We start from the raw sequence: 17087 nt of genomic DNA on the forward strand, positions 1-17087 counted from the left end.
GGGGCCGGCCGGGCCGGCCGGGCCGGCCAGGGGGAGACGGGCAGGGGAGACGGGCAGGAAAACGGCTGGCCACGATGCCACCGGGGCCCTATCGTCGCCCCATGACCTCCACGCCCCTTCCCCGCACCGCCCTGCTCACCGGCGTGGGCCGCCGTCGCGGGATCGGCGCGGCTATCGCCCGCGGCCTCGCCGAGGACGGCTACGACCTGGCGCTGTCCTTCCACGCCCCCTACGACCGGCGGGTGCTGAAGGAGGACTCCGACGTCGAGCTGCTCGCCGAGGAGCTGCGCGGCACGGGCCGTCGCGTCGAGCTGCTGCCGGGCGATCTCTCCGATCCGGCCGTCCCGCCGCAGGTCGTCACCGCGGCGCGCGGGGCGCTCGGACCGCTCGGAGCGCTGGTGATGTGCCACTGCGAGTCCGTGGACTCCGCGATCCTGGACACCACGGTGGAGAGCTTCGACCGCCACTACGCGGTCAACGTGCGGGCCTCCTGGCTGCTGCTGAAGGGCTTCGCCGAGCAGGTCGCGCGTGGGCCCCGCACCCCCGGCGGCGCGGTGATCGCGCTGACCAGTGACCACACCGCCCACAACCTCCCCTACGGCGCGACCAAGGGGGCGCTGGATCGCCTGGTGCTGGCCGGCACCCACGAGCTCGCCGACCGCGGGATCCGCACCAACGCCATCAACCCAGGCCCGATCGACACCGGCTGGATGGACGACGGGATCCGAGGGGCCGTGGCCGAGCAGACCCCGGGCGGCGAGCTCGGCGGCCCGCAGACCGTCGCGGACCTGGTGCGCTTCCTCGTCTCCGAGCGCGGGGCGTGGATCCGCGGCCAGCTGCTGCTGTCCAACGGAGGCTTCGCGACCCCGGCGCTGTGAGGGCCCGAGGGAGGCTCGCGCTCAGCGCGGCAGCCGGGCCTCGATCCCGTCCAGGATGACCTCGAGTCCGAACTCGTAGCCCGCACGCAGGTCGGCCACGGCCTGGTACGTCGTCCCCACGGCGGTGCCCACACGGCCGGAGACCGGGTAGGCGTCCGGCGGCATGACCTCCGCGAGCACCGGTCCGTTCTGCTCCCACCACTCGAGATCGCTCCGGCCGCTCTCCTCGACGGCCCGCAGCGACTCGAGATGCCGGCGGGAGGCCGCGGCCGCATGGGTCTCGATCAGGCTGATGGTGTGGTCCATGGCGATGTCCTCGAGCCCGCATCCCTCGACCGCCCGCAGCTCCGCCTCGTAGCGGTCGGAGACGCCCGGGCCGATCCAGGGGCGATGGCTCTCCGCGTCCAGCAGCCACGGGTGACGGTGGTACTCGTCCCACAGCATCTCGGAGAGAGTCCGCAGCCGCTCGCGCGGGGGACCCTGCCACCGGGGCAGCGGGGTGCGGGAGACGGTCTCGTCGACCATCAGCCCGATCAGCGCGTCGCGGTCGGGGACGTAGGTGTACAGCGACATCGGGGACAGGCCCACGGCCTGGGCGACCCTGCGCACGGAGACCGCGGCGAGCCCTTCGGCGTCGGCGAGGGAGATCGCCGCCTCGACGATCGCATCGGTGCTGACCTTCTGGCGCGGCCCTCGGCGGCCGCGGGGTTCGCCGAGGTGGCGGCGCCAGAGCAGGCGCAGCACGCGCGCCGGTCCGTCGGCGGCGTCCCCCGATGAGCTCGTCGTGGCGTCCATGTGCACACCGTACCTCGTACGGTGTACAGTCCACATCTACTCTGTACGACGTACGACATTGGAGGGCTCGATGGCACGGACCGGACGAGACGCCGGGCATGCACCGGCGAGGGATGCCGAGGCACCGCGGCCCGGGGCGGACCCGCCGGCGATCCGCGCCGTCGGCCTGCACAAGCACTACGGCGAGGTCGCCGCGCTGGACGGCTTCGACCTCGAGGTCGCACCGGGGACGATCCACGGGCTGCTGGGGCCCAACGGCGCGGGGAAGTCCACCGCGGTGGGAGCGCTGACCACCCTGCTGGACATCGATTCCGGCTCGGCGCGGGTCGCCGGGATCGACGTGCGCTCCCGCGGTGCCGAGGTGCGGCGACGAGTCGGCCTGATCGGCCAGCAGCCCGCGGTGGACGAGATCCTGGGAGGCCGCGAGAACCTGGTGATGTTCGGGATGCTGCACGGCGCGGCACGGCGCGCGGCGCAGCACCGGGCCGACGAGCTGCTCGAGCAGTTCGGTCTCGCCGGGGCCGCTCAGCGGGAGGTCTCGACCTACTCGGGCGGCATGCGCCGCCGGCTCGACATCGCCGCGGGCATGATCGCCGACCCCGCGGTCCTGTTCCTCGACGAGCCCACCACGGGGCTGGACCCCCGGGGCCGGATCGACGTGTGGGACGCCGTGGGCGAGATCGCCGCACGCGGCACCACGGTGCTGCTGACCACGCAGTACCTCGAGGAGGCCGATCAGCTCGCGGGCTCCGTCTCGATCATGCGGGCGGGCCGGGTGATCGCCGAGGGCTCCCCGCGCGAGCTCAAGGCCCGCCGCGGCGGGGACCGCGTGGAGGTCACCGTTCCCGCCGGCGAGAGCGTCGCGCACGTGGCGGCGGCCCTCACCGCCGCGGGGAGCACCGTTGCCGACCGCACCCTCCGGGACCGCTCGGCCCCGTCCGCGGACGAGGAGGCGGGCGTGGTCACCGTCCCCGCCCCGCACGGCGCCATCGACCTGCTGGAGGTGGTGCGGCGGCTCGACGCGGCCGGGATCGCCCCCGACGACATCGCCCTGCGACGCCCCACCCTGGACGAGGTCTTCCTCGCCCTCACCGAGGAGGAGAACCGATGACCGCCCTGCGAGAAGGACTCATCATCGCCGAGCGCGACCTGCGGCACTGGAGGCGCCGCCCCTGGACGCCGGTCATGAACCTCGCCTTCACCCTGATGCTGCTGCTGATGTTCGCCGTGATCCTGGGCGGGTCCATCACGCTCCCCGAGGGCGGCGGGTACATCTCCTACCTGCTGCCGGGGATGATGGCCGTGACCATGATGTTCGGCCTCGAGGTGACCATGAGCGCCATGGCGGCCGACGCGCGGAAGGGCGTGACGGACCGCTTCCGCTCCCTGCCGATCTCCGCGGCCTCGGTGGCGCTGGGCAGAGTGGGCGCGGACATGACCACCTCGGTGGTCGAGCTGGCCGTGCTGATCGGGGGCGGCCTCGCGCTCGGCTGGAGGATCACGGGATCGCCCCTCGCCGCGCTGCTCGCCGTGGCCCTCCTGCTGTGGCTGCGCCTGGCGATGCTGTGGCTCGGGATCCTCCTGGCGCTCACCCTGGGCAGGAACGAGGGCGCGACGGTGGCCGTGCAGATCCTGGTGTGGCCGGGCGCCTTCCTGTCCTCCGCCTTCGTCTCCCCGGAGCTGATGCCCACCTGGCTGGGGTGGATCGCCTCGCTGAACCCGCTCTCCGCCACGGCCACGGCCGTGCGCGAGCTGTTCGGCAATCCCACCGGGGTGACCACGGGGCTGCTCGCCGAGCACGCCGTGGCCGCGGCCGTGCTGTGGCCCACGCTGCTGCTGGTCGTGCTGGTGCCCCTGTCCGCCCGGGCGTATCGGAGGCTGCGGCGCTGACCCGCCGATCCGACCTCAGGACTCGATGCCCTCCCGGTTCTTCCGCGCCGCGACCGCGACGGACGCCAGGACCGACACCCCCATGGCGACCACGATGACGGCGAGCGAGAGCCAGATCGGCACCTCGGGGATCCGCTGGAGCACCTCGAAGCCGGGGACGAAGTCCAGCGGCGCCTCGTGGATGGCATGGATCAGCAGCTTCACCCCGATGAAGGCGAGCACCGCCGCGATCCCGTACTGCAGGTACGCCAGCCGCTCCAGCATGCCGCCCAGCAGGAAGTACAGCTGCCGCAGGCCCATCAGCGCGAAGATGTTGGCGGTGAACACCAGGAACGGATTGCGGGTGACGCCGAAGATCGCGGGGATCGAGTCCAGGGCGAACATGACGTCGGTGATGCCGAGGGTGATGAACACCAGCAGCAGCGGGGTGAACATCCGTCTGCCGTCCACCACGGTGCGGAGCCTGTTCCCGTCGTACTCCTGCGAGACGGGCAGCACCTTCCGCACCGCTCGCAGGATCGGTGAGTCGGCGCCCTCGTCCTCGTCGCCGAAGGCCTGCTTCCATGCCGTGTACAGCAGGAAGAGGCCGAAGAGGTAGAAGATCGCGACGAAGTGCTCGATGATCACCGCCCCCGCCAGGATGAACAGGCCGCGCGCGATGAGGGCGATGATGATGCCCACCATCAGCGCCTCCTGCTGATACCTCCGGGGCACGCCGAACTTCGTCATGATGAGGATGAAGACGAAGAGGTTGTCGATGCTCAGCGAGTACTCGAGCAGCCAGCCGGTGACGAACTCGGAGGCCGGCTCCGTGCCGCCCACGAGGTAGAGCACCACGGCGAACACCAGCGCGAGGCCGACGTAGAAGCCGATCCAGGCCGCGCACTCCCGCAGGGAGGGCAGGTGGGGGCGCTTGATGACGAGCATCAGGTCGGCGAGGAGGATGGCGCAGAGGACGGCGAGCGCCGTGATCTCGAAGCCGAGGTGCAGTTCGCCCATGGCTCTTCTTTCAGGGGGCCCGGTGGTCTCCCGGGCGGGGGATGAGGAGAGCCGCCCCGCGGGGAGGTGGACCCCGTCGGACGGCGCCGGTCAGGGTACTCCTCCGCGGCGCTCCGCACACACCGCACGGCGGTGACCGGTCGGTCACCGCCGTGACGGGCTCACCGCAGCGGGCCGACCACCTCCGCGACGGCGGCGAGCACGGTGCCGTCCTGCAGCCGCGCCTCCGCCTCGGCGATGTCCGGGGCGAGGAAGCGGTCCGGACCGGGACCCTCGACGGTGCGGCGCAGCACCGCGATCGCCGCGGCGCTCCCGGCCGACGGCGCCAGCGGGGCGCGCAGGTCGATCGCCCGGGCGGCGGTGAGCATCTCGATCGCGAGCACCCGGCGCAGGTTCTCGACGCTCGTGCGCAGCTTGCGGGCGGCGTGCCAGCCCATCGAGACGTGGTCCTCCTGCATCGCGGAGGACGGGATCGAGTCCACGCTCGCCGGAGCCGCCAGGCGCTTCATCTCGGAGACCAGGCCCGCCTGGGTGTACTGGGCGATCATGAAGCCCGAGTCCACGCCGGGGTCGTCGGCAAGGAACGGCGGCAGCCCGTGGGAGCGGGACTTGTCGAGCATCCGGTCGGTGCGGCGCTCGGCGATCGAGGCGAGATCCGCGGAGACCACGGCGAGGAAGTCGAGCACATAGGCGACGGGGGCGCCGTGGAAGTTGCCGTTGGAGGTGACGGTGCCGTCCTCGAGCACGACGGGGTTGTCGATCGCGGCGGCGAGCTCGCGCTCGGCGACGGTGCGGGCGTGCTCGATCGTGTCGCGCACGCCTCCGGCGACCTGCGGCGCGCAGCGCAGGGAGTAGGCGTCCTGCACCCGGGAGCCCTCGGCCGCGACGTCGGCGATGATCGGCGAGCCCTCGAGCAGGGCGAGGATGTTCGCGGCCGAGGCCTCCTGGCCGGGGTGCGGGCGCAGCGGCGCATGCAGCTCGGGGTGGAAGACGGTGTCGCGGCCGCGCAGGCCCTGCACGGACAGGGCGGTGGTGAGGTCCGCGGTGCGCACCAGCTCGTCGAGGTCCGCGATGGCCATGAGCAGCATGCCGAGCATGCCGTCGGTGCCGTTGATCAGCGCCAGGCCCTCCTTCTCCTCGAGCAGCACCGGCTCGATCCCGGCCTCGGCCAGCAGCTCCGGCACCGGGCGCTCCGCACCGTCGCGGTCCCGGGCGCGCCCCTCCCCCATCAGCACGATCGCGCAGTGGGAGAGCGGGGCCAGATCACCGGAGCAGCCCAGGGAGCCGTACTCGTGGACGATCGGGGTGATGTGCGCGTTGAGCAGGGCCAGGATCGTCTCGACCACGACGGGTCGCACGCCGGTGCGGCCGGAGGCGAGGGTGCGGGCGCGCAGCAGCATCAGGGCGCGCACCACCTCGGTCTCGACCTCGGGCCCGGCGCCGGCGGCGTGGGAGCGGATCAGGGAGCGCTGCAGGGCGTGGCGCATGCTCGGCGGGATCGAGGTGTCGGCGAGAGCGCCGAAGCCGGTGGAGACGCCGTAGACGGGGGTCTCGGCGGCCGCGAGCTCCTCGATGTGGCGGCGCACGGCGGCGACCTGCTCACGGGCCGAGGGATCGAGCTCGACGGGGGCGCCGCGGCGGGCGACGGCGAGCACCTCGGCGGCGGTGAGGCCGGAGCTGGCGAGGGTGACGGGGCTGGAGAGGGAGACGGGGCCGGTCATGGGAGCCTTTCGGTCTGCGGGGCGGGGGTCTAGAGCAGCAGGTGCGCGAGCGGAGCGGTGATCAGGAGCGTCAGCACCACGCGCTCGAACCACAGCACCACCAGCTGACCCAGGCCGAGCGGGATCTTCGTGGCCAGCACCGAGGGCACCAGCGCGGAGAAGAACACGATCTGGGAGACGGCGGTGACGCCGATGGTGAAGCGCAGCACCTCGGACTCGTGCCCGGCCACGACGGTGGCGGGCAGGAACATCTCGGCGATGCCCACCGAGACGGCCTTCCCGGCCAGCGCCGGATCCGGCAGCTGCACGAGATAGGCGATCGGCACGAAGATCCAGCCGATGAGGTCGAAGACGGGCGTGTAGGTCGCCAGCAGCAGCCCGGCGAGGCCGATGGAGAGGATCGAGGGGACGATCGCGGCGCTCATCAGCACGCCGTCCTTGAAGGTCGCCCAGCTGCCGCGCACCACGCCCGGTGCGATCGACAGGGCGCGCATCGCCTCGTCCCAGGCCTGGACGACACGGTTGCCGCGCGAGACGGGCTCGGGGAGGTGCTCCCTGCCCTCGTAGGGGACGTCGGCGATGCTGCGCAGCGGGGGGATCCGCACCGTGATCGCGGTGACCGCGAAGGTGATCGCGAAGGTGAGGAGGAAGTACAGCGTCCAGTGCTGCATGAGGTCGAGGGTGCTCGCCACGATCACCATGAAGGTCGCCGAGACGGTCGAGAAGCCGGAGGCGATGATCGCGGCCTCCTTGCCGGTGTAGCGGCCCTCGCGGTAGACGCGGTCGGTGATCAGCAGCGCGAGCGAGTAGGAGCCGACGAAGGAGGCGACGGCGTCGACCGCGGCGCGGCCGGGGACCTTCCACACCGGGCGCATGATCGGCTGCACCAGCACGCCGATGAACTCCATCAGCCCATAGTTGATCAGCAGGGCCAGGAACACGGCGCCGACGGGGACGATGAGTCCGACGGGGATCCCGAGCCTCTCCCACAGGAAGGGGCCGATGTCGGGGTTCGCGAGCGGGCCCGGGTAGTAGCCGGCCGCCGCGCACACGGCGACGACGAGACCGACGATGTTGGCGAGGGCGAACACGGTGCGCAACGTGCCGCGGCGCCAGGAGCCGGTGACGAAGGGGCGCACGGTCCCGAGCAGGACCAGGGCCACCACCACCCAGGGGACCGCCGGTCCGAGCACCCAGCGCACGAGAGTCAGCGCGTGATCGACCAGGATCGTGGAGGTCCCGCCGATCTCGACGGTCACGAAGAACATCGCCAGGCCCAGGGCGCTGCAGACGAAGAAGCGCCAGCGACGGGGCGGGACGGTCCGCTCGGTGCCGTCGGGGCGGGTGACGGACCGGGCACGGTCCGCGGAGGCGCGGTCGAAGGGCTGTCGGCCGGAGCCGGCCGAGGCGTCGGACGTCGTCATCATCGAGAGCGTCCTTTCATCAGGAGCGGACGGGAGGAGGGAGGGATCGAGGCGCGGCGGAGCGGGCCGGTCGGCGCAGCTCAGGCGGGCCGGGTCAGACGATCCGCCGCCCGCGCCGCCGCACCTGATGCGTGAGCGGCATGCCGGGACGGTAGGCGAGGTGGATCGCGGCGGGGGCGTCGAGGACGTGCAGGTCGGCGCGCGCACCGACGCCGAGGTGGCCCACGTCCTCGCGGCGCAGGGCGAGCGCCCCGCCGCGGGTGGCGGCCCGCACGGCCTGGGCGAGGGAGAGGTGCATCTGCAGCACGGCGGTCGCGACGCAGAAGCTCATCGCGCTGGTGTAGCTGGTGCCGGGGTTGCAGTTGCTCGCGATGGCGAGGTTCGCCCCGGCCTCCAGCAGCTCCTTCGCCGGGGCCAGCGGCGCCCGGGTCGAGAGGTCGCAGGCCGGCAGCACGGTCGCGATGGTGTCCGAGGCGGCGAGCGCCTCGACGTCGGCCGGTGCGAGGTGGTTGACGTGGTCCACGCTCGCCGCGCCCAGCTCGACGGCGAGGGCGACCCCGCCGCTGGTGCCCAGCTGGTTGCCGTGCACCCGCAGGCCCAGACCCGCGGCGGCGCCGGCGCGCAGCACCCGCTCGGACTGCTCGGGGTCGAAGGCGCCCTCCTCGCAGAACACGTCGATCCAGCGCACGTGCGGGGCGACGGCGGTGAGCATCTCCCCGGTGACCAGGTCCACGTACTCCTCCGCGTCCGGGCGGCCGTCCCGGCCGTCGTACTCGCGCGGGACCAGGTGGGCGCCGAGGAAGGTCGCCTCGTCGAGCCGCCCCTCCCGGATCAGGTCCGAGAGCAGGCGCGCGGCCCGCAGCTCGTCCTCGACGGTCAGCCCGTAGCCCGTCTTGGTCTCCAGGCACGTGGTGCCGCCCGCATGGGCGCCCGCGATCCTCTCCTGGACCAGGCTGCGCAGGCGGTCGTCGGGGGCGGAGCGGGTGGCGTCGGTGGTCACGCCGATGCCGCCGGCGCTGTAGGACCGTCCGGCCATCCGGGCCTCGAACTCGGCGGCGCGGTCGCCGTCGAAGACGAGGTGGCTGTGGGAATCGACCCAGCCGGGCAGCACCGCCCGACCGCCCAGGTCCTCGGCCTCGTCGGCCGTCGGCGCCTGCGCGGCGGGGCCGGCCCACGCGATGACGCCGTCCTCGATCACCAGGGCCGCATCGTGCAGCACCTGGTCGCCCGTGACCTCGCCCGGGCGGTCGGGGTCGTCGAGCGCCGGGTCGAGGGTCCACAGCTCGCTGATGCCGGTGAGCAGGGTGGAGGTGGTGGCCATGCTCAGTCCCGACGGGTGGGGGTCATGGGCACGCGCACGCCGCGCTCGTGGGCGACCTGGTCGGCGCGCGAGTAGCCGGCGTCGACGTGGCGGATCACGCCCATCGCGGGGTCGTTGGTCAGCAGGCGCTCGAGCTTGCGGCGGGCGAGATCGGTGCCGTCGGCGACGCCCACCTGGCCGGCGTGGATCGAGCGGCCGATGCCCACGCCGCCGCCGTGGTGGATGGAGACCCAGGTGGCGCCCGAGCTGGTGGCGGTCAGCGCGTTCAGCAGCGGCCAGTCGGCGATCGCGTCGGAGCCGTCGAGCATGGACTCGGTCTCGCGGTACGGGGAGGCGACCGAGCCGGAGTCGAGGTGGTCGCGGCCGATGACGATCGGGGCCTTCAACTTCCCGTCGCGGACCAGGTCGTTCAGCAGCATCCCGGCCCTGTGCCGCTCGCCGTAGCCGAGCCAGCAGATGCGGGCGGGCAGGCCCTCGAACTCGACGTACTCGCCGGCGGCGTCGAGCCAGCGGTGCAGGTGCTCGTTCTCGGGGAAGAGCTCCTTGAGCGCGGCGTCGGTGACGGCGATGTCCTCGGGGTCGCCGGACAGCGCCACCCAGCGGAAGGGGCCGAGGCCCTCGCAGAACAGGGGCCGGATGTAGGCGGGGACGAAGCCCGGGAAGGCGAAGGCGCGGTCGTAGCCGGCGTGGCGGGCCTCGTCGCGGATCGAGTTGCCGTAGTCGAACACCTCGGCGCCGGCGTCCTGGAACTCGACCATGGCCCGGACCTGGCGGGCCATCGACTCGCGGGACTTCTTGGTGAAGCCCTCGGGGTCCGAGTCCGCCTCGGCCTGCCACTCCTCGACGGACACCTCGGTGGGGAGGTAGCTCAGCGGGTCGTGGGCGCTGGTCTGGTCGGTGACCACGTCGATCGTGAGGTCACCGGCCTGATGGCGCTCCAACAGGGCGGGGAAGACCTCCGCGGCGTTGCCGACGATGCCGATGGACAGGCCGCGCTTCTCGGCCCTGGCGGCGTCGGCGCGGGCGATCGCGTCGTCGAGGTCGTCGGCGATCTCGTCGAGGTAGCGCTTGGCGACGCGGCGCTCGAGGCGGGTGCGGTCCACGTCGGCGATCAGGCACACGCCGTCGTTGAGGGTGACGGCCAGGGGCTGCGCACCGCCCATGCCGCCGCAGCCGCCGGTCAGGGTGATCGTGCCGGCCAGGGTGCCGCCGAAGCGTTTGGCGGCGACGGCCGCGAAGGTCTCGTAGGTGCCCTGGAGGATGCCCTGGGTGGCGATGTAGATCCAGGAGCCGGCGGTCATCTGGCCGTACATCATCAGTCCCTCGGCCTCGAGGCGGCGGAACTCCGGCCAGGTCGCCCAGTCGCCCACGAGGTTGGAGTTCGCCAGCAGCACGCGCGGGGCCCACTCGTTCGTGCGCAGCACGCCGACGGGCTTGCCGGACTGGACCAGCAGTGTCTCGTCGTCCTCGAGGTCGCGCAGGGTCTCGACGATCGCGTCGAACGCCTCCCAGGAGCGGGCCGCACGCCCGGTGCCGCCGTAGACGACCAGGTCGTCGGGCCGCTCGGCGACCTCGGGGTCGAGGTTGTTCATGAGCATCCGCAGCGGAGCCTCGGTCTGCCAGGACTTCGCGCTGCGGTCGGTGCCGCGGGGGGCGCGGACGGGGCGGGCTCCGGGGAGGGACATCTCTGGCTCCTGGGGTCGGGGGTTGCGGGTGCTCCTGTCAGGACACCACCCGCGCGACCGCGGGTCGAGGGGGTCGCGGCCCAAGCCGTCCGGTATCCCGGACGCGAGGGAACGCGCGGCGCCACGCCGACGGGTCCGGCGACTACACCCGGGTGAGCGGATGGTGCGGCTGCGGCGGCAGCTCGACGGAGATCGGGTCCGACGGACGGACCGTCCCGCCCCGGGCGACGATCCCCATCACCCCGGTGAGACGGCGGACCTCGCCCGAGTCGTCCCGCGGCAGGACCTGGCGCAGCAGGCCCGGCTGGAAGGCCTCGATCTGCTGGCAGGGGTTCCGCAGCCCCGTCACCACGACGACCGCCTCCCCGATCTGCAGGCGGGTCCCGACCGGCAGGCCGAGCAGGTCCACGCCGGTGGTGGTGATGTTCTCCCCCAGCTCCCCCGGGGCGACCTCGTGCCCCTGCTCGGCCAGGTGGGTGAAGAGCTCCTGGTGGATCAGGTGGACCTGGCGGAGGTTGGGCTGGTCGGGATCCCGCGCCACACGGCTGCGATGCTTCACCGTGACCCCGGCGTGCGCATCCCCGCGCACACCGATCCCCTCCAGGAGCTCGATCGAGTCCACGCGGGACTTGCTGAAGCCGTGCTCCGCACTGGCATGGACCGAGACGACGCCGGGGTTCATACGTGGATCCTTCCAGAGGCGTCCCCCGGGCGACAGTCCTGTCGGCCCTCGTGCCGCGGCGGGTGGTGCCCTCGCGCCGCGTCGGGCGGCGCGCTCGCGCGCCTCATCGGGCGGTGCGCTCGCCCGTCGGCCGCCCCCGCAGGCGGCGGGTGATCTCGTCGGCCGCTCGCCGCACGGCCTCCGCGCAGCGCTCCCGGCGCTCCTCGTCCACGTCCCGTTCCACGAAGGTCAGCGCCACCGCGGCCGCGGGCCAGCCCGCGTGGTCCCGCACCACGGCCGCCACGGAGGCGAGCTCCTCGGTGACCTCGCCCTGCTCGCGGGCGATCCCCTCGGCCCGCACCCGGACCAGCAGCTCGCGCAGCTCCTTGGGGCGGGAGGGGCCGGTGGCCTCCGTGCGGGCGGTGAAGTCCGCGGCGTGGCCGTAGAGCGCGCGCAGCTGGGCCGGCGGCAGCTCGGCGAGGATCGCGCGGCCGCTCGCGGTGAGGTGCGAGGGGATGCGCACGCCCACGTCGGTGACCAGGCTCGGACGGTTCCGGGCCCGCTCCTCGACCACGTAGAGCACGTCGCGCCCGTGGAGGACCGCGAGATGGCCGGACTCGCCGATCTCGTCGACCATCGATTCGATGACCCGTCGGCCGATGCGCGCCAGCGGCTCCTGGCGCAGGTAGGCGCCCGAGAGCTCGTGGGCCGCCGGGCCCAGCCCGTACAGCCGCTCCTGGTCCAGGTGCATGACGTAGCCGTGCTCGACGAGCGTGGCCAGCAGGTCGTAGGTGCGCGAGCGGGGCAGGTCCAGCTCCTCGGCGATCCGCGCCGCGGCCACCGGGGAGCGGCGCGAGGCGAGGAAGGTCAGCACTCGCAGCGTCGCGTCGGCGGCCGGGGCTTTCGGGGAGGCCATGGGGGAAGCATGCCAGGTCGAGGGACCTGCGGAGCCTGCCCGTCGGTCCGCGGCGGGCCCCGCCCCGCGATGTCGACCGGGCTCAGCCCGTCGGGGCGGCGCCGTCCTGGGCCGTCCTCTCCTCGCGCACCAGCTCCCAGGTGCGCACCAGGCGCGGGATCGTGAGGATCACGAGGCCGCCGATCATGTTCAGCGGGATCACCCAGCAGAACCAGACCAGCCAGTCGAGATAGGGGATGTGAGCCCCGGCGTGCATCGCACCGAAGATGATCGCGGAGGTCAGGGCGCCGTGGTGCATGGCCAGGCCCACCACCAGGAAGCCCGAGATGAGCGAGTTCGCGAGCGTCGCGATGCCCTCGGAGGATCCCTGGTTCATCCGGGTGATCAGCGTGATCGTGAACCCCGCGAGCAGGGCCAGCGCCCCGGTCTCGAGCGTCAGCCCGTCCTCCAGGTATCCGGTCGCGGACTCCACCAGCACGTCGTCGAAGCGGGGGAAGGCCGCGACCACCAGCCAGGTGAAGGCCCAGCCGCCCACGAGGTTGGTGACCAGGGTGGTGGTCCACAGCCTCACCAGCTGCCACCAGGTGCCGTGTCGGGCCACGACGGCGTTGATCGGCACCAGGAAGTCCTCGGTGAACAGCTCCGAGTGGGCCAGCCGCAGCGCGTACAGCCCGACGCCGAAGGCGAGACCGCCCAGCAGCTTCGACCCGGTCGCGTCGAGCACGGCGAGCATCGCCAGCAGCCCGATGCCCACGTCGATCCCGCCGAACAGACCGGTGACCACGAGGGCGCGCCAGGTGCGGTTCAGCCGGTTCGCGCCCTCGGCGACCGTGTTCTCGAACTCCTGGACGAGAGCGTCCTCGACGGGTTCGTCGCTCGTCCCGAGCCGTCGGCGCTCCTCGGCCTCGGCCTGCTCGGAATGATCGGGCATCGCCTGCTCGCTCTCCTGAGGGGCTCCGGGCGTCCGCCCGGGGCCGGCATGGACGACCGCGGCCGGTCGGGTGCCATCATGGCACCCGACGCTATCCCCTGCGCACGACCCCTGAGGAGGCGAGGAGCCCCGATGACGCATCTCCCGGACACCGATCCCCCGGTCTGGACCGGTCGGCACGACGGCGACGGCCCGGAGCACGCCCGCTGGCACCAGGCGGTGCAGGAGGTCACGGCCCCGTCGACGGGCGGCGGCGCAGCGGAGCGGGCAGGAGGGGGCGCGCCGCATGCGGGGGCCGACCCCGCCGCGCCGCACGTGGCGCTGCTCGGCTTCCGCTCCGACGAGGGCGTGCGCCGCAACCGTGGCCGGGTCGGGGCGGCCGACGGGCCCGCCGCGCTGCGCCGCGCGCTCGCCCCGCTCGCCCTGCACGGACAGTTCGCCCGCGGCGAGGTGGGCCTGCACGACCTCGGGGACGCCGAGACGGTGGGCGAGGACCTCGAGGGCGGGCAGGCCGCGGCCGCCGCGCTCACCTCCCACGGCCTGGACCGGGCAGGGTCCGCGCTCGCCGTGGTGCTGGGCGGCGGGCACGAGACGGCCTGGTCCTCGTACCTCGGTCTCGTCGGCTCCGGGATCGGGCCGCGCGCCGGTCAGCGCTGGGGCGTGCTGAACCTCGATGCCCACTTCGACCTGCGCGAGGAGCCGCATCCCACCTCGGGCACCCCCTTCGCGCAGATGGCGGCGGCCGAGCACGCGGTGGGTCGGGAGCTGCGCTACGCCGTGCTCGGTATCGCCGAGCCCTCCAACACGGGCGTCCTGTTCGAGCGCGCCCGGGAGCTGGGCGTGCGCTGGTGGACCGACGAGCAGTGCCTCGCCGCGGGCGCGGAGGGGCTCCGCTCCTTCGTGGAGGAGTTCACCGCCGAGCTCGACGTCCTCTACCTGACCATCGACCTCGACGTGCTGCCCGCCGCCACCGCCCCCGGGGTCTCGGCCCCCGCCGCGTACGGCGTGCCGCTGCCGCTGATCGCCGCGGCCGTCCGCGCCGCGGCGGGCAGCGGGAAGCTCGCGCTGCTGGACGTGGTGGAGCTGAACCCGTCGCTCGACGTCGACGGCCGCACCGCCCGCACCGCCGCCCGACTCATCGACGACGCCGTGCGGGGCGTGCTCGACGGCGCCGCGGCGCACTGACGGACCGGGTCCGCGAACCGGCGGGACGGGCCGCTCACCGCAGCCGCACGAAGGAGCGCAGCCCCGCCTCGTGGTCGTGGGCCTCGACGAAGCCGAGGGACTCGTAGAAGGCGCGCTGACCGGGCTCGGCATCGGTGAGCAGCACCTGCTGGCGCACCGCGGCGAAGGGCTCGAGGGCGGCGTCGACCAGGCGCGCGCCGAGTCCTGCGCGCTGCACGTCGGGATGGACGAGCACGTCCTGCAGGTACGCGACGGTCGCGCGGTCGCTGAGGACTCGGGCGAGCCCCACCAGCTCCCCGTCGCGTCGGGCGGTGACCACGTGCGCGCTCCCGGCGAGCGAGCGCTCGAGCGCCGCGGGATCCTCGGTGTACGCGCTCCAGCCCACCGCGTCGTAGAGGGCCAGGGCCTCCTGCAGGCCGGGGACCTGCGCGCCGAGGGTGGTCTCCCCGGGGCGTCGGCCGTTGCGCTCGGTGCCCGGCCGCTGCGTCTCCCGCGGTCGCCAGCGGGAGTCGACGAGCTGGAACAGGCGGCAGTCGGCCCATCCCCCGCCCAGCCGCAGGTAGTCCGGGGCGATCCCGTACTCCGCGAACCCGCACTTCTCGAGCACCCGGGCGGACGCGTCGTTGCCGACCTGCACCTCCGCCTGGAGGCGGTGCAGGCCGAGACCGCCGAAGGCCACCGCGACCGCGGAGGCCACGGCGTGGGTGGCGATGCCGCGCCCGGTCAGCGCGTGATCGACCCAGTAGCCGAGCGAGGCGGACTCGAAGGCGCCGCGCGTGATGGCGGCGAGGGTCAGACGGCCGACCACCCTCCGCTGCCCGTCCTCCTCGAGCCGGATGGCGAGGGAGAGCCCGCGTCCGCTCTCCTGCTCGGCGAGGGCATGCGCGATCGCGGTGCGCTGGCCGACCTCCGTGAACCAGCTCTCCTCGCGGGCGGGGGCGCCGACGAGGAGCTGCCGGCGATTGCGGGTCTCGAGCTCCAGGAGCGCCGGAGCGTCTCCCGGGACGAGGTGGGTCAGCGTCACCTGATCGGCGCTGACGGGACGGGGCGCTCCGGTCGTCGGCATGCCGTTCAGTATCCGGCACGGCCGTCGATGGATTCGCGCAGGAGGTCCAGGTGCCCCAGATGGCGCGCGTACTCCTCGACCAGGTGGATGAGGATCCAGCGCAGGTTCACGGGCGCGCCGTGCCGCCTTCCGAGCACGGGCCCGTCGAGATCGGTCCAGCTCGCCTGGGCGGCGCGGGTGGCCACCAGCTGCGCGCGGTACGCCTCGATGTCGGCGAGGGCCGTCGCGGGATCCACGTCCTGGAAGTCGCCGTCGGGGTTGTCCTCGTCGCAGTGCGGATCGGGCTGCTCGTCGTCGAGCAGCACCTCCCGCAGCCAGTACGCCTCGACGTCGGTGAGGTGACGGACGATCCCGATCGGGCTCAGGGCCGACGGCGGCACGGCACGGCGGCACAGCTGCTCGGCGCCCAGGCCCTCGATCTTCAGCAGCAGGGTCTCGCGGTAGAAGTCGAGCCAGGCGTCGAGCGACTCGCGCTCCCCGGCGGTCGGGGGCGGAACGGTGCGGGGGTCTGCGGAGCTCATGGCGGCACCCTCGCACGGCCGCGATCCAGCGGCCATCGCTTCTCCGGCCTGCTCCCGGGGAGTCAGCCGCCCAGCGTCCGGACCAGCGTCACCGCCGCCACGCCGCCCAGGAGCACGGCGAACAGCAGGGTCAGCGTCGAGGGGCGCGCCCGGGTCGAGAGCGGTCCGCCGAGGATGCCGCCGAGCGCCGAGCCGGCGGCGAACACGAGGGTGGTCGACCAGTCGACCTGCACCTCGGTCCCGATCCGGGCGAGCAGGCTCGCCCCGGTCACGACCACCATCACCAGCAGGCTGGTGCCCGAGGCACGGCGCATCGCCAGGCCCAGGGCGATCACCAGCATGGGCACCACGATGAATCCGCCGCCCACGCCGAAGAAGCCGGTGAGGAACCCGGTGAGGGTGGCCGCGCCGAGGACCAGCGGCAGGCGCGGCGCGGCGGGGGCGGCGCCGGGCAGCGGCAGCTCGGGCTCGCCATGATGGCGTCGGATGCCGTCGGCGGCCTCGACGGTGTCCGGGCCGGGCTGGTCGAGCACCGGGTCGTCATGGACGGCGACGGTCTCGTCGGGGTCGATCTCTCCCCGCACGCCGTGGGCGGCGGCCTCCGCATGCTCCTCGCGCCGGGTGCGCAGCGCGCGACGGAGCATGGCGATCGCGACCGCCACCAGCATCACGCCGAACAGGGTGAGCAGGACCTCTTCCGGCACCAGCGCCGAGAGCCGGGAGCCGAGCACCGCGCCGAGGACGGAGACACCCGCGAAGACCAGCCCGTTGCGCCAGTCCACGTTCCCGTGACGGGCATGGTGGGGAAGGCTCGCGAGCGCCGTGATCATCACGATGACCAGGCTCGACGCCGTCGCGGAGTGGGCAGGCATGCCGAGCAGGAACACCAGCACGGGCACGGCGAGGATGCCTCCGCCGGCCCCGAGCGCCCCGACCACGACCCCCACGCCCACCCCGACGGCGACGGCGAGCAGGACGAGCTCCATGGACGGTCTCCTCGGGGCGGTGGCAGGGAAGGTCGAGGACAAACGTACTCGCCCCCGAGGATCTCGCGGACCTCCTCCCGCGCCGGGAGCGCGATGGAGCACGGGGCC

Annotated in this window: 16 protein-coding genes; 4 read left to right on the plus strand and 12 right to left on the minus strand. The window is 73.5% G+C overall.

Annotated features, from left to right (window positions below; translation table 11 throughout):
• The first annotated feature begins 101 nt into the window (after nt 1–101).
• A complete protein-coding gene (locus ACT3SP_RS00820; protein ID WP_444585332.1) occupies nt 102–878 on the plus strand; it encodes an SDR family oxidoreductase in 777 nt (258 codons plus the stop codon).
• Between the two features lie 21 nt (nt 879–899).
• Here the strand turns inward: ACT3SP_RS00820 and ACT3SP_RS00825 are convergent, their stop codons facing one another.
• Entirely contained in the window at nt 900–1673 is a 774-nt protein-coding gene (locus ACT3SP_RS00825; protein ID WP_444585333.1) for a TetR/AcrR family transcriptional regulator, read from the minus strand.
• 70 nt (nt 1674–1743) lie between these two features.
• Here ACT3SP_RS00825 and ACT3SP_RS00830 point away from each other — a divergent pair, with 70 nt between their 5' ends.
• Nucleotides 1744–2784: an ATP-binding cassette domain-containing protein gene (locus ACT3SP_RS00830; protein WP_444585334.1), complete on the plus strand. Its 1041-nt coding sequence runs from the start codon at nt 1744–1746 to the stop codon at nt 2782–2784.
• Nucleotides 2781–3563, plus strand: coding sequence for an ABC transporter permease (locus tag ACT3SP_RS00835; protein WP_444585335.1), 783 nt, complete (start codon nt 2781–2783; stop codon nt 3561–3563). Before ACT3SP_RS00830 ends, ACT3SP_RS00835 begins: the two co-directional genes overlap by 4 nt.
• A 15-nt stretch (nt 3564–3578) precedes the next feature.
• On the opposite strand, the gene ACT3SP_RS00840 is transcribed toward ACT3SP_RS00835, so the two are convergent.
• The 8 genes from ACT3SP_RS00840 to ACT3SP_RS00875 all read right to left on the minus strand — a co-directional run bounded on the left by ACT3SP_RS00840 (nt 3579) and on the right by ACT3SP_RS00875 (nt 13221).
• Nucleotides 3579–4562: a TerC family protein gene (locus ACT3SP_RS00840; protein ID WP_444585336.1), complete on the minus strand. Its 984-nt coding sequence runs from the start codon at nt 4560–4562 to the stop codon at nt 3579–3581.
• Nucleotides 4563–4723: 161 nt separating this feature from the next.
• Nucleotides 4724–6283 (minus strand): histidine ammonia-lyase, encoded by a 1560-nt coding sequence (gene hutH / locus ACT3SP_RS00845; protein ID WP_444585337.1) that lies wholly within the window; start codon nt 6281–6283, stop codon nt 4724–4726.
• A 29-nt stretch (nt 6284–6312) separates the two neighbouring features.
• Nucleotides 6313–7710 carry a YjiH family protein gene (locus ACT3SP_RS00850; protein WP_444585338.1) on the minus strand — a complete coding sequence of 466 codons (1398 nt, stop codon included), beginning with the start codon at nt 7708–7710 and terminating at the stop codon, nt 6313–6315.
• 91 nt (nt 7711–7801) lie between these two features.
• Nucleotides 7802–9028 (minus strand): imidazolonepropionase, encoded by a 1227-nt coding sequence (gene hutI, locus ACT3SP_RS00855; RefSeq protein ID WP_444585339.1) that lies wholly within the window; start codon nt 9026–9028, stop codon nt 7802–7804.
• 2 nt (nt 9029–9030) lie between these two features.
• The gene (gene hutU, locus ACT3SP_RS00860; RefSeq protein ID WP_444585340.1) at nt 9031–10713 is read right to left on the minus strand and encodes a urocanate hydratase; all 1683 of its coding nucleotides are present in this window, start codon (nt 10711–10713) and stop codon (nt 9031–9033) included.
• A gap of 142 nt (nt 10714–10855) precedes the next feature.
• Nucleotides 10856–11395, minus strand: coding sequence for an MOSC domain-containing protein (locus tag ACT3SP_RS00865; protein WP_444585341.1), 540 nt, complete (start codon nt 11393–11395; stop codon nt 10856–10858).
• A gap of 103 nt (nt 11396–11498) precedes the next feature.
• Nucleotides 11499–12290 (minus strand): IclR family transcriptional regulator, encoded by a 792-nt coding sequence (locus tag ACT3SP_RS00870; RefSeq protein WP_444585342.1) that lies wholly within the window; start codon nt 12288–12290, stop codon nt 11499–11501.
• Between the two features lie 82 nt (nt 12291–12372).
• Nucleotides 12373–13221, minus strand: a complete 849-nt coding sequence (locus tag ACT3SP_RS00875) for a formate/nitrite transporter family protein (RefSeq protein ID WP_444585343.1) — start codon at nt 13219–13221, stop codon at nt 12373–12375.
• Nucleotides 13222–13353: 132 nt separating this feature from the next.
• Here ACT3SP_RS00875 and hutG point away from each other — a divergent pair, with 132 nt between their 5' ends.
• The gene (gene hutG / locus ACT3SP_RS00880; protein ID WP_444585344.1) at nt 13354–14406 is read left to right on the plus strand and encodes a formimidoylglutamase; all 1053 of its coding nucleotides are present in this window, start codon (nt 13354–13356) and stop codon (nt 14404–14406) included.
• 34 nt (nt 14407–14440) lie between these two features.
• Here the strand turns inward: hutG and ACT3SP_RS00885 are convergent, their stop codons facing one another.
• From ACT3SP_RS00885 to ACT3SP_RS00895, 3 genes are all read right to left on the minus strand, one after another.
• Nucleotides 14441–15472: a GNAT family N-acetyltransferase gene (locus ACT3SP_RS00885; protein ID WP_444585345.1), complete on the minus strand. Its 1032-nt coding sequence runs from the start codon at nt 15470–15472 to the stop codon at nt 14441–14443.
• 5 nt (nt 15473–15477) lie between these two features.
• Entirely contained in the window at nt 15478–15993 is a 516-nt protein-coding gene (locus ACT3SP_RS00890) for a DinB family protein (RefSeq protein ID WP_444585346.1), read from the minus strand.
• Between the two features lie 62 nt (nt 15994–16055).
• Entirely contained in the window at nt 16056–16979 is a 924-nt protein-coding gene (locus ACT3SP_RS00895) for a sulfite exporter TauE/SafE family protein (protein ID WP_444585347.1), read from the minus strand.
• Nucleotides 16980–17087 lie beyond the last annotated feature (108 nt).

It is taken from the genome of Brachybacterium sp. AOP43-C2-M15 (assembly GCF_052446295.1).
In the GTDB taxonomy this organism is placed as follows: Bacteria; Actinomycetota; Actinomycetes; order Actinomycetales; family Dermabacteraceae; genus Brachybacterium.

What these genes read in the sequence shown, in the direction of transcription:
- ACT3SP_RS00820 (WP_444585332.1), top strand. Translation starts at nt 102, where the DNA reads ATGACCTCCACGCCCCTTCCCCGCACCGCCCTGCTCACCGGCGTGGGC.
- ACT3SP_RS00825 (WP_444585333.1), bottom strand. Translation starts at nt 1,673, where the DNA reads ATGGACGCCACGACGAGCTCATCGGGGGACGCCGCCGACGGACCGGCG.
- ACT3SP_RS00830 (WP_444585334.1), top strand. Translation starts at nt 1,744, where the DNA reads ATGGCACGGACCGGACGAGACGCCGGGCATGCACCGGCGAGGGATGCC.
- ACT3SP_RS00835 (WP_444585335.1), top strand. Translation starts at nt 2,781, where the DNA reads ATGACCGCCCTGCGAGAAGGACTCATCATCGCCGAGCGCGACCTGCGG.
- ACT3SP_RS00840 (WP_444585336.1), bottom strand. Translation starts at nt 4,562, where the DNA reads ATGGGCGAACTGCACCTCGGCTTCGAGATCACGGCGCTCGCCGTCCTC.
- hutH (WP_444585337.1), bottom strand. Translation starts at nt 6,283, where the DNA reads ATGACCGGCCCCGTCTCCCTCTCCAGCCCCGTCACCCTCGCCAGCTCC.
- ACT3SP_RS00850 (WP_444585338.1), bottom strand. Translation starts at nt 7,710, where the DNA reads ATGATGACGACGTCCGACGCCTCGGCCGGCTCCGGCCGACAGCCCTTC.
- hutI (WP_444585339.1), bottom strand. Translation starts at nt 9,028, where the DNA reads ATGGCCACCACCTCCACCCTGCTCACCGGCATCAGCGAGCTGTGGACC.
- hutU (WP_444585340.1), bottom strand. Translation starts at nt 10,713, where the DNA reads ATGTCCCTCCCCGGAGCCCGCCCCGTCCGCGCCCCCCGCGGCACCGAC.
- ACT3SP_RS00865 (WP_444585341.1), bottom strand. Translation starts at nt 11,395, where the DNA reads ATGAACCCCGGCGTCGTCTCGGTCCATGCCAGTGCGGAGCACGGCTTC.
- ACT3SP_RS00870 (WP_444585342.1), bottom strand. Translation starts at nt 12,290, where the DNA reads ATGGCCTCCCCGAAAGCCCCGGCCGCCGACGCGACGCTGCGAGTGCTG.
- ACT3SP_RS00875 (WP_444585343.1), bottom strand. Translation starts at nt 13,221, where the DNA reads ATGCCCGATCATTCCGAGCAGGCCGAGGCCGAGGAGCGCCGACGGCTC.
- hutG (WP_444585344.1), top strand. Translation starts at nt 13,354, where the DNA reads ATGACGCATCTCCCGGACACCGATCCCCCGGTCTGGACCGGTCGGCAC.
- ACT3SP_RS00885 (WP_444585345.1), bottom strand. Translation starts at nt 15,472, where the DNA reads ATGCCGACGACCGGAGCGCCCCGTCCCGTCAGCGCCGATCAGGTGACG.
- ACT3SP_RS00890 (WP_444585346.1), bottom strand. Translation starts at nt 15,993, where the DNA reads ATGAGCTCCGCAGACCCCCGCACCGTTCCGCCCCCGACCGCCGGGGAG.
- ACT3SP_RS00895 (WP_444585347.1), bottom strand. Translation starts at nt 16,979, where the DNA reads ATGGAGCTCGTCCTGCTCGCCGTCGCCGTCGGGGTGGGCGTGGGGGTC.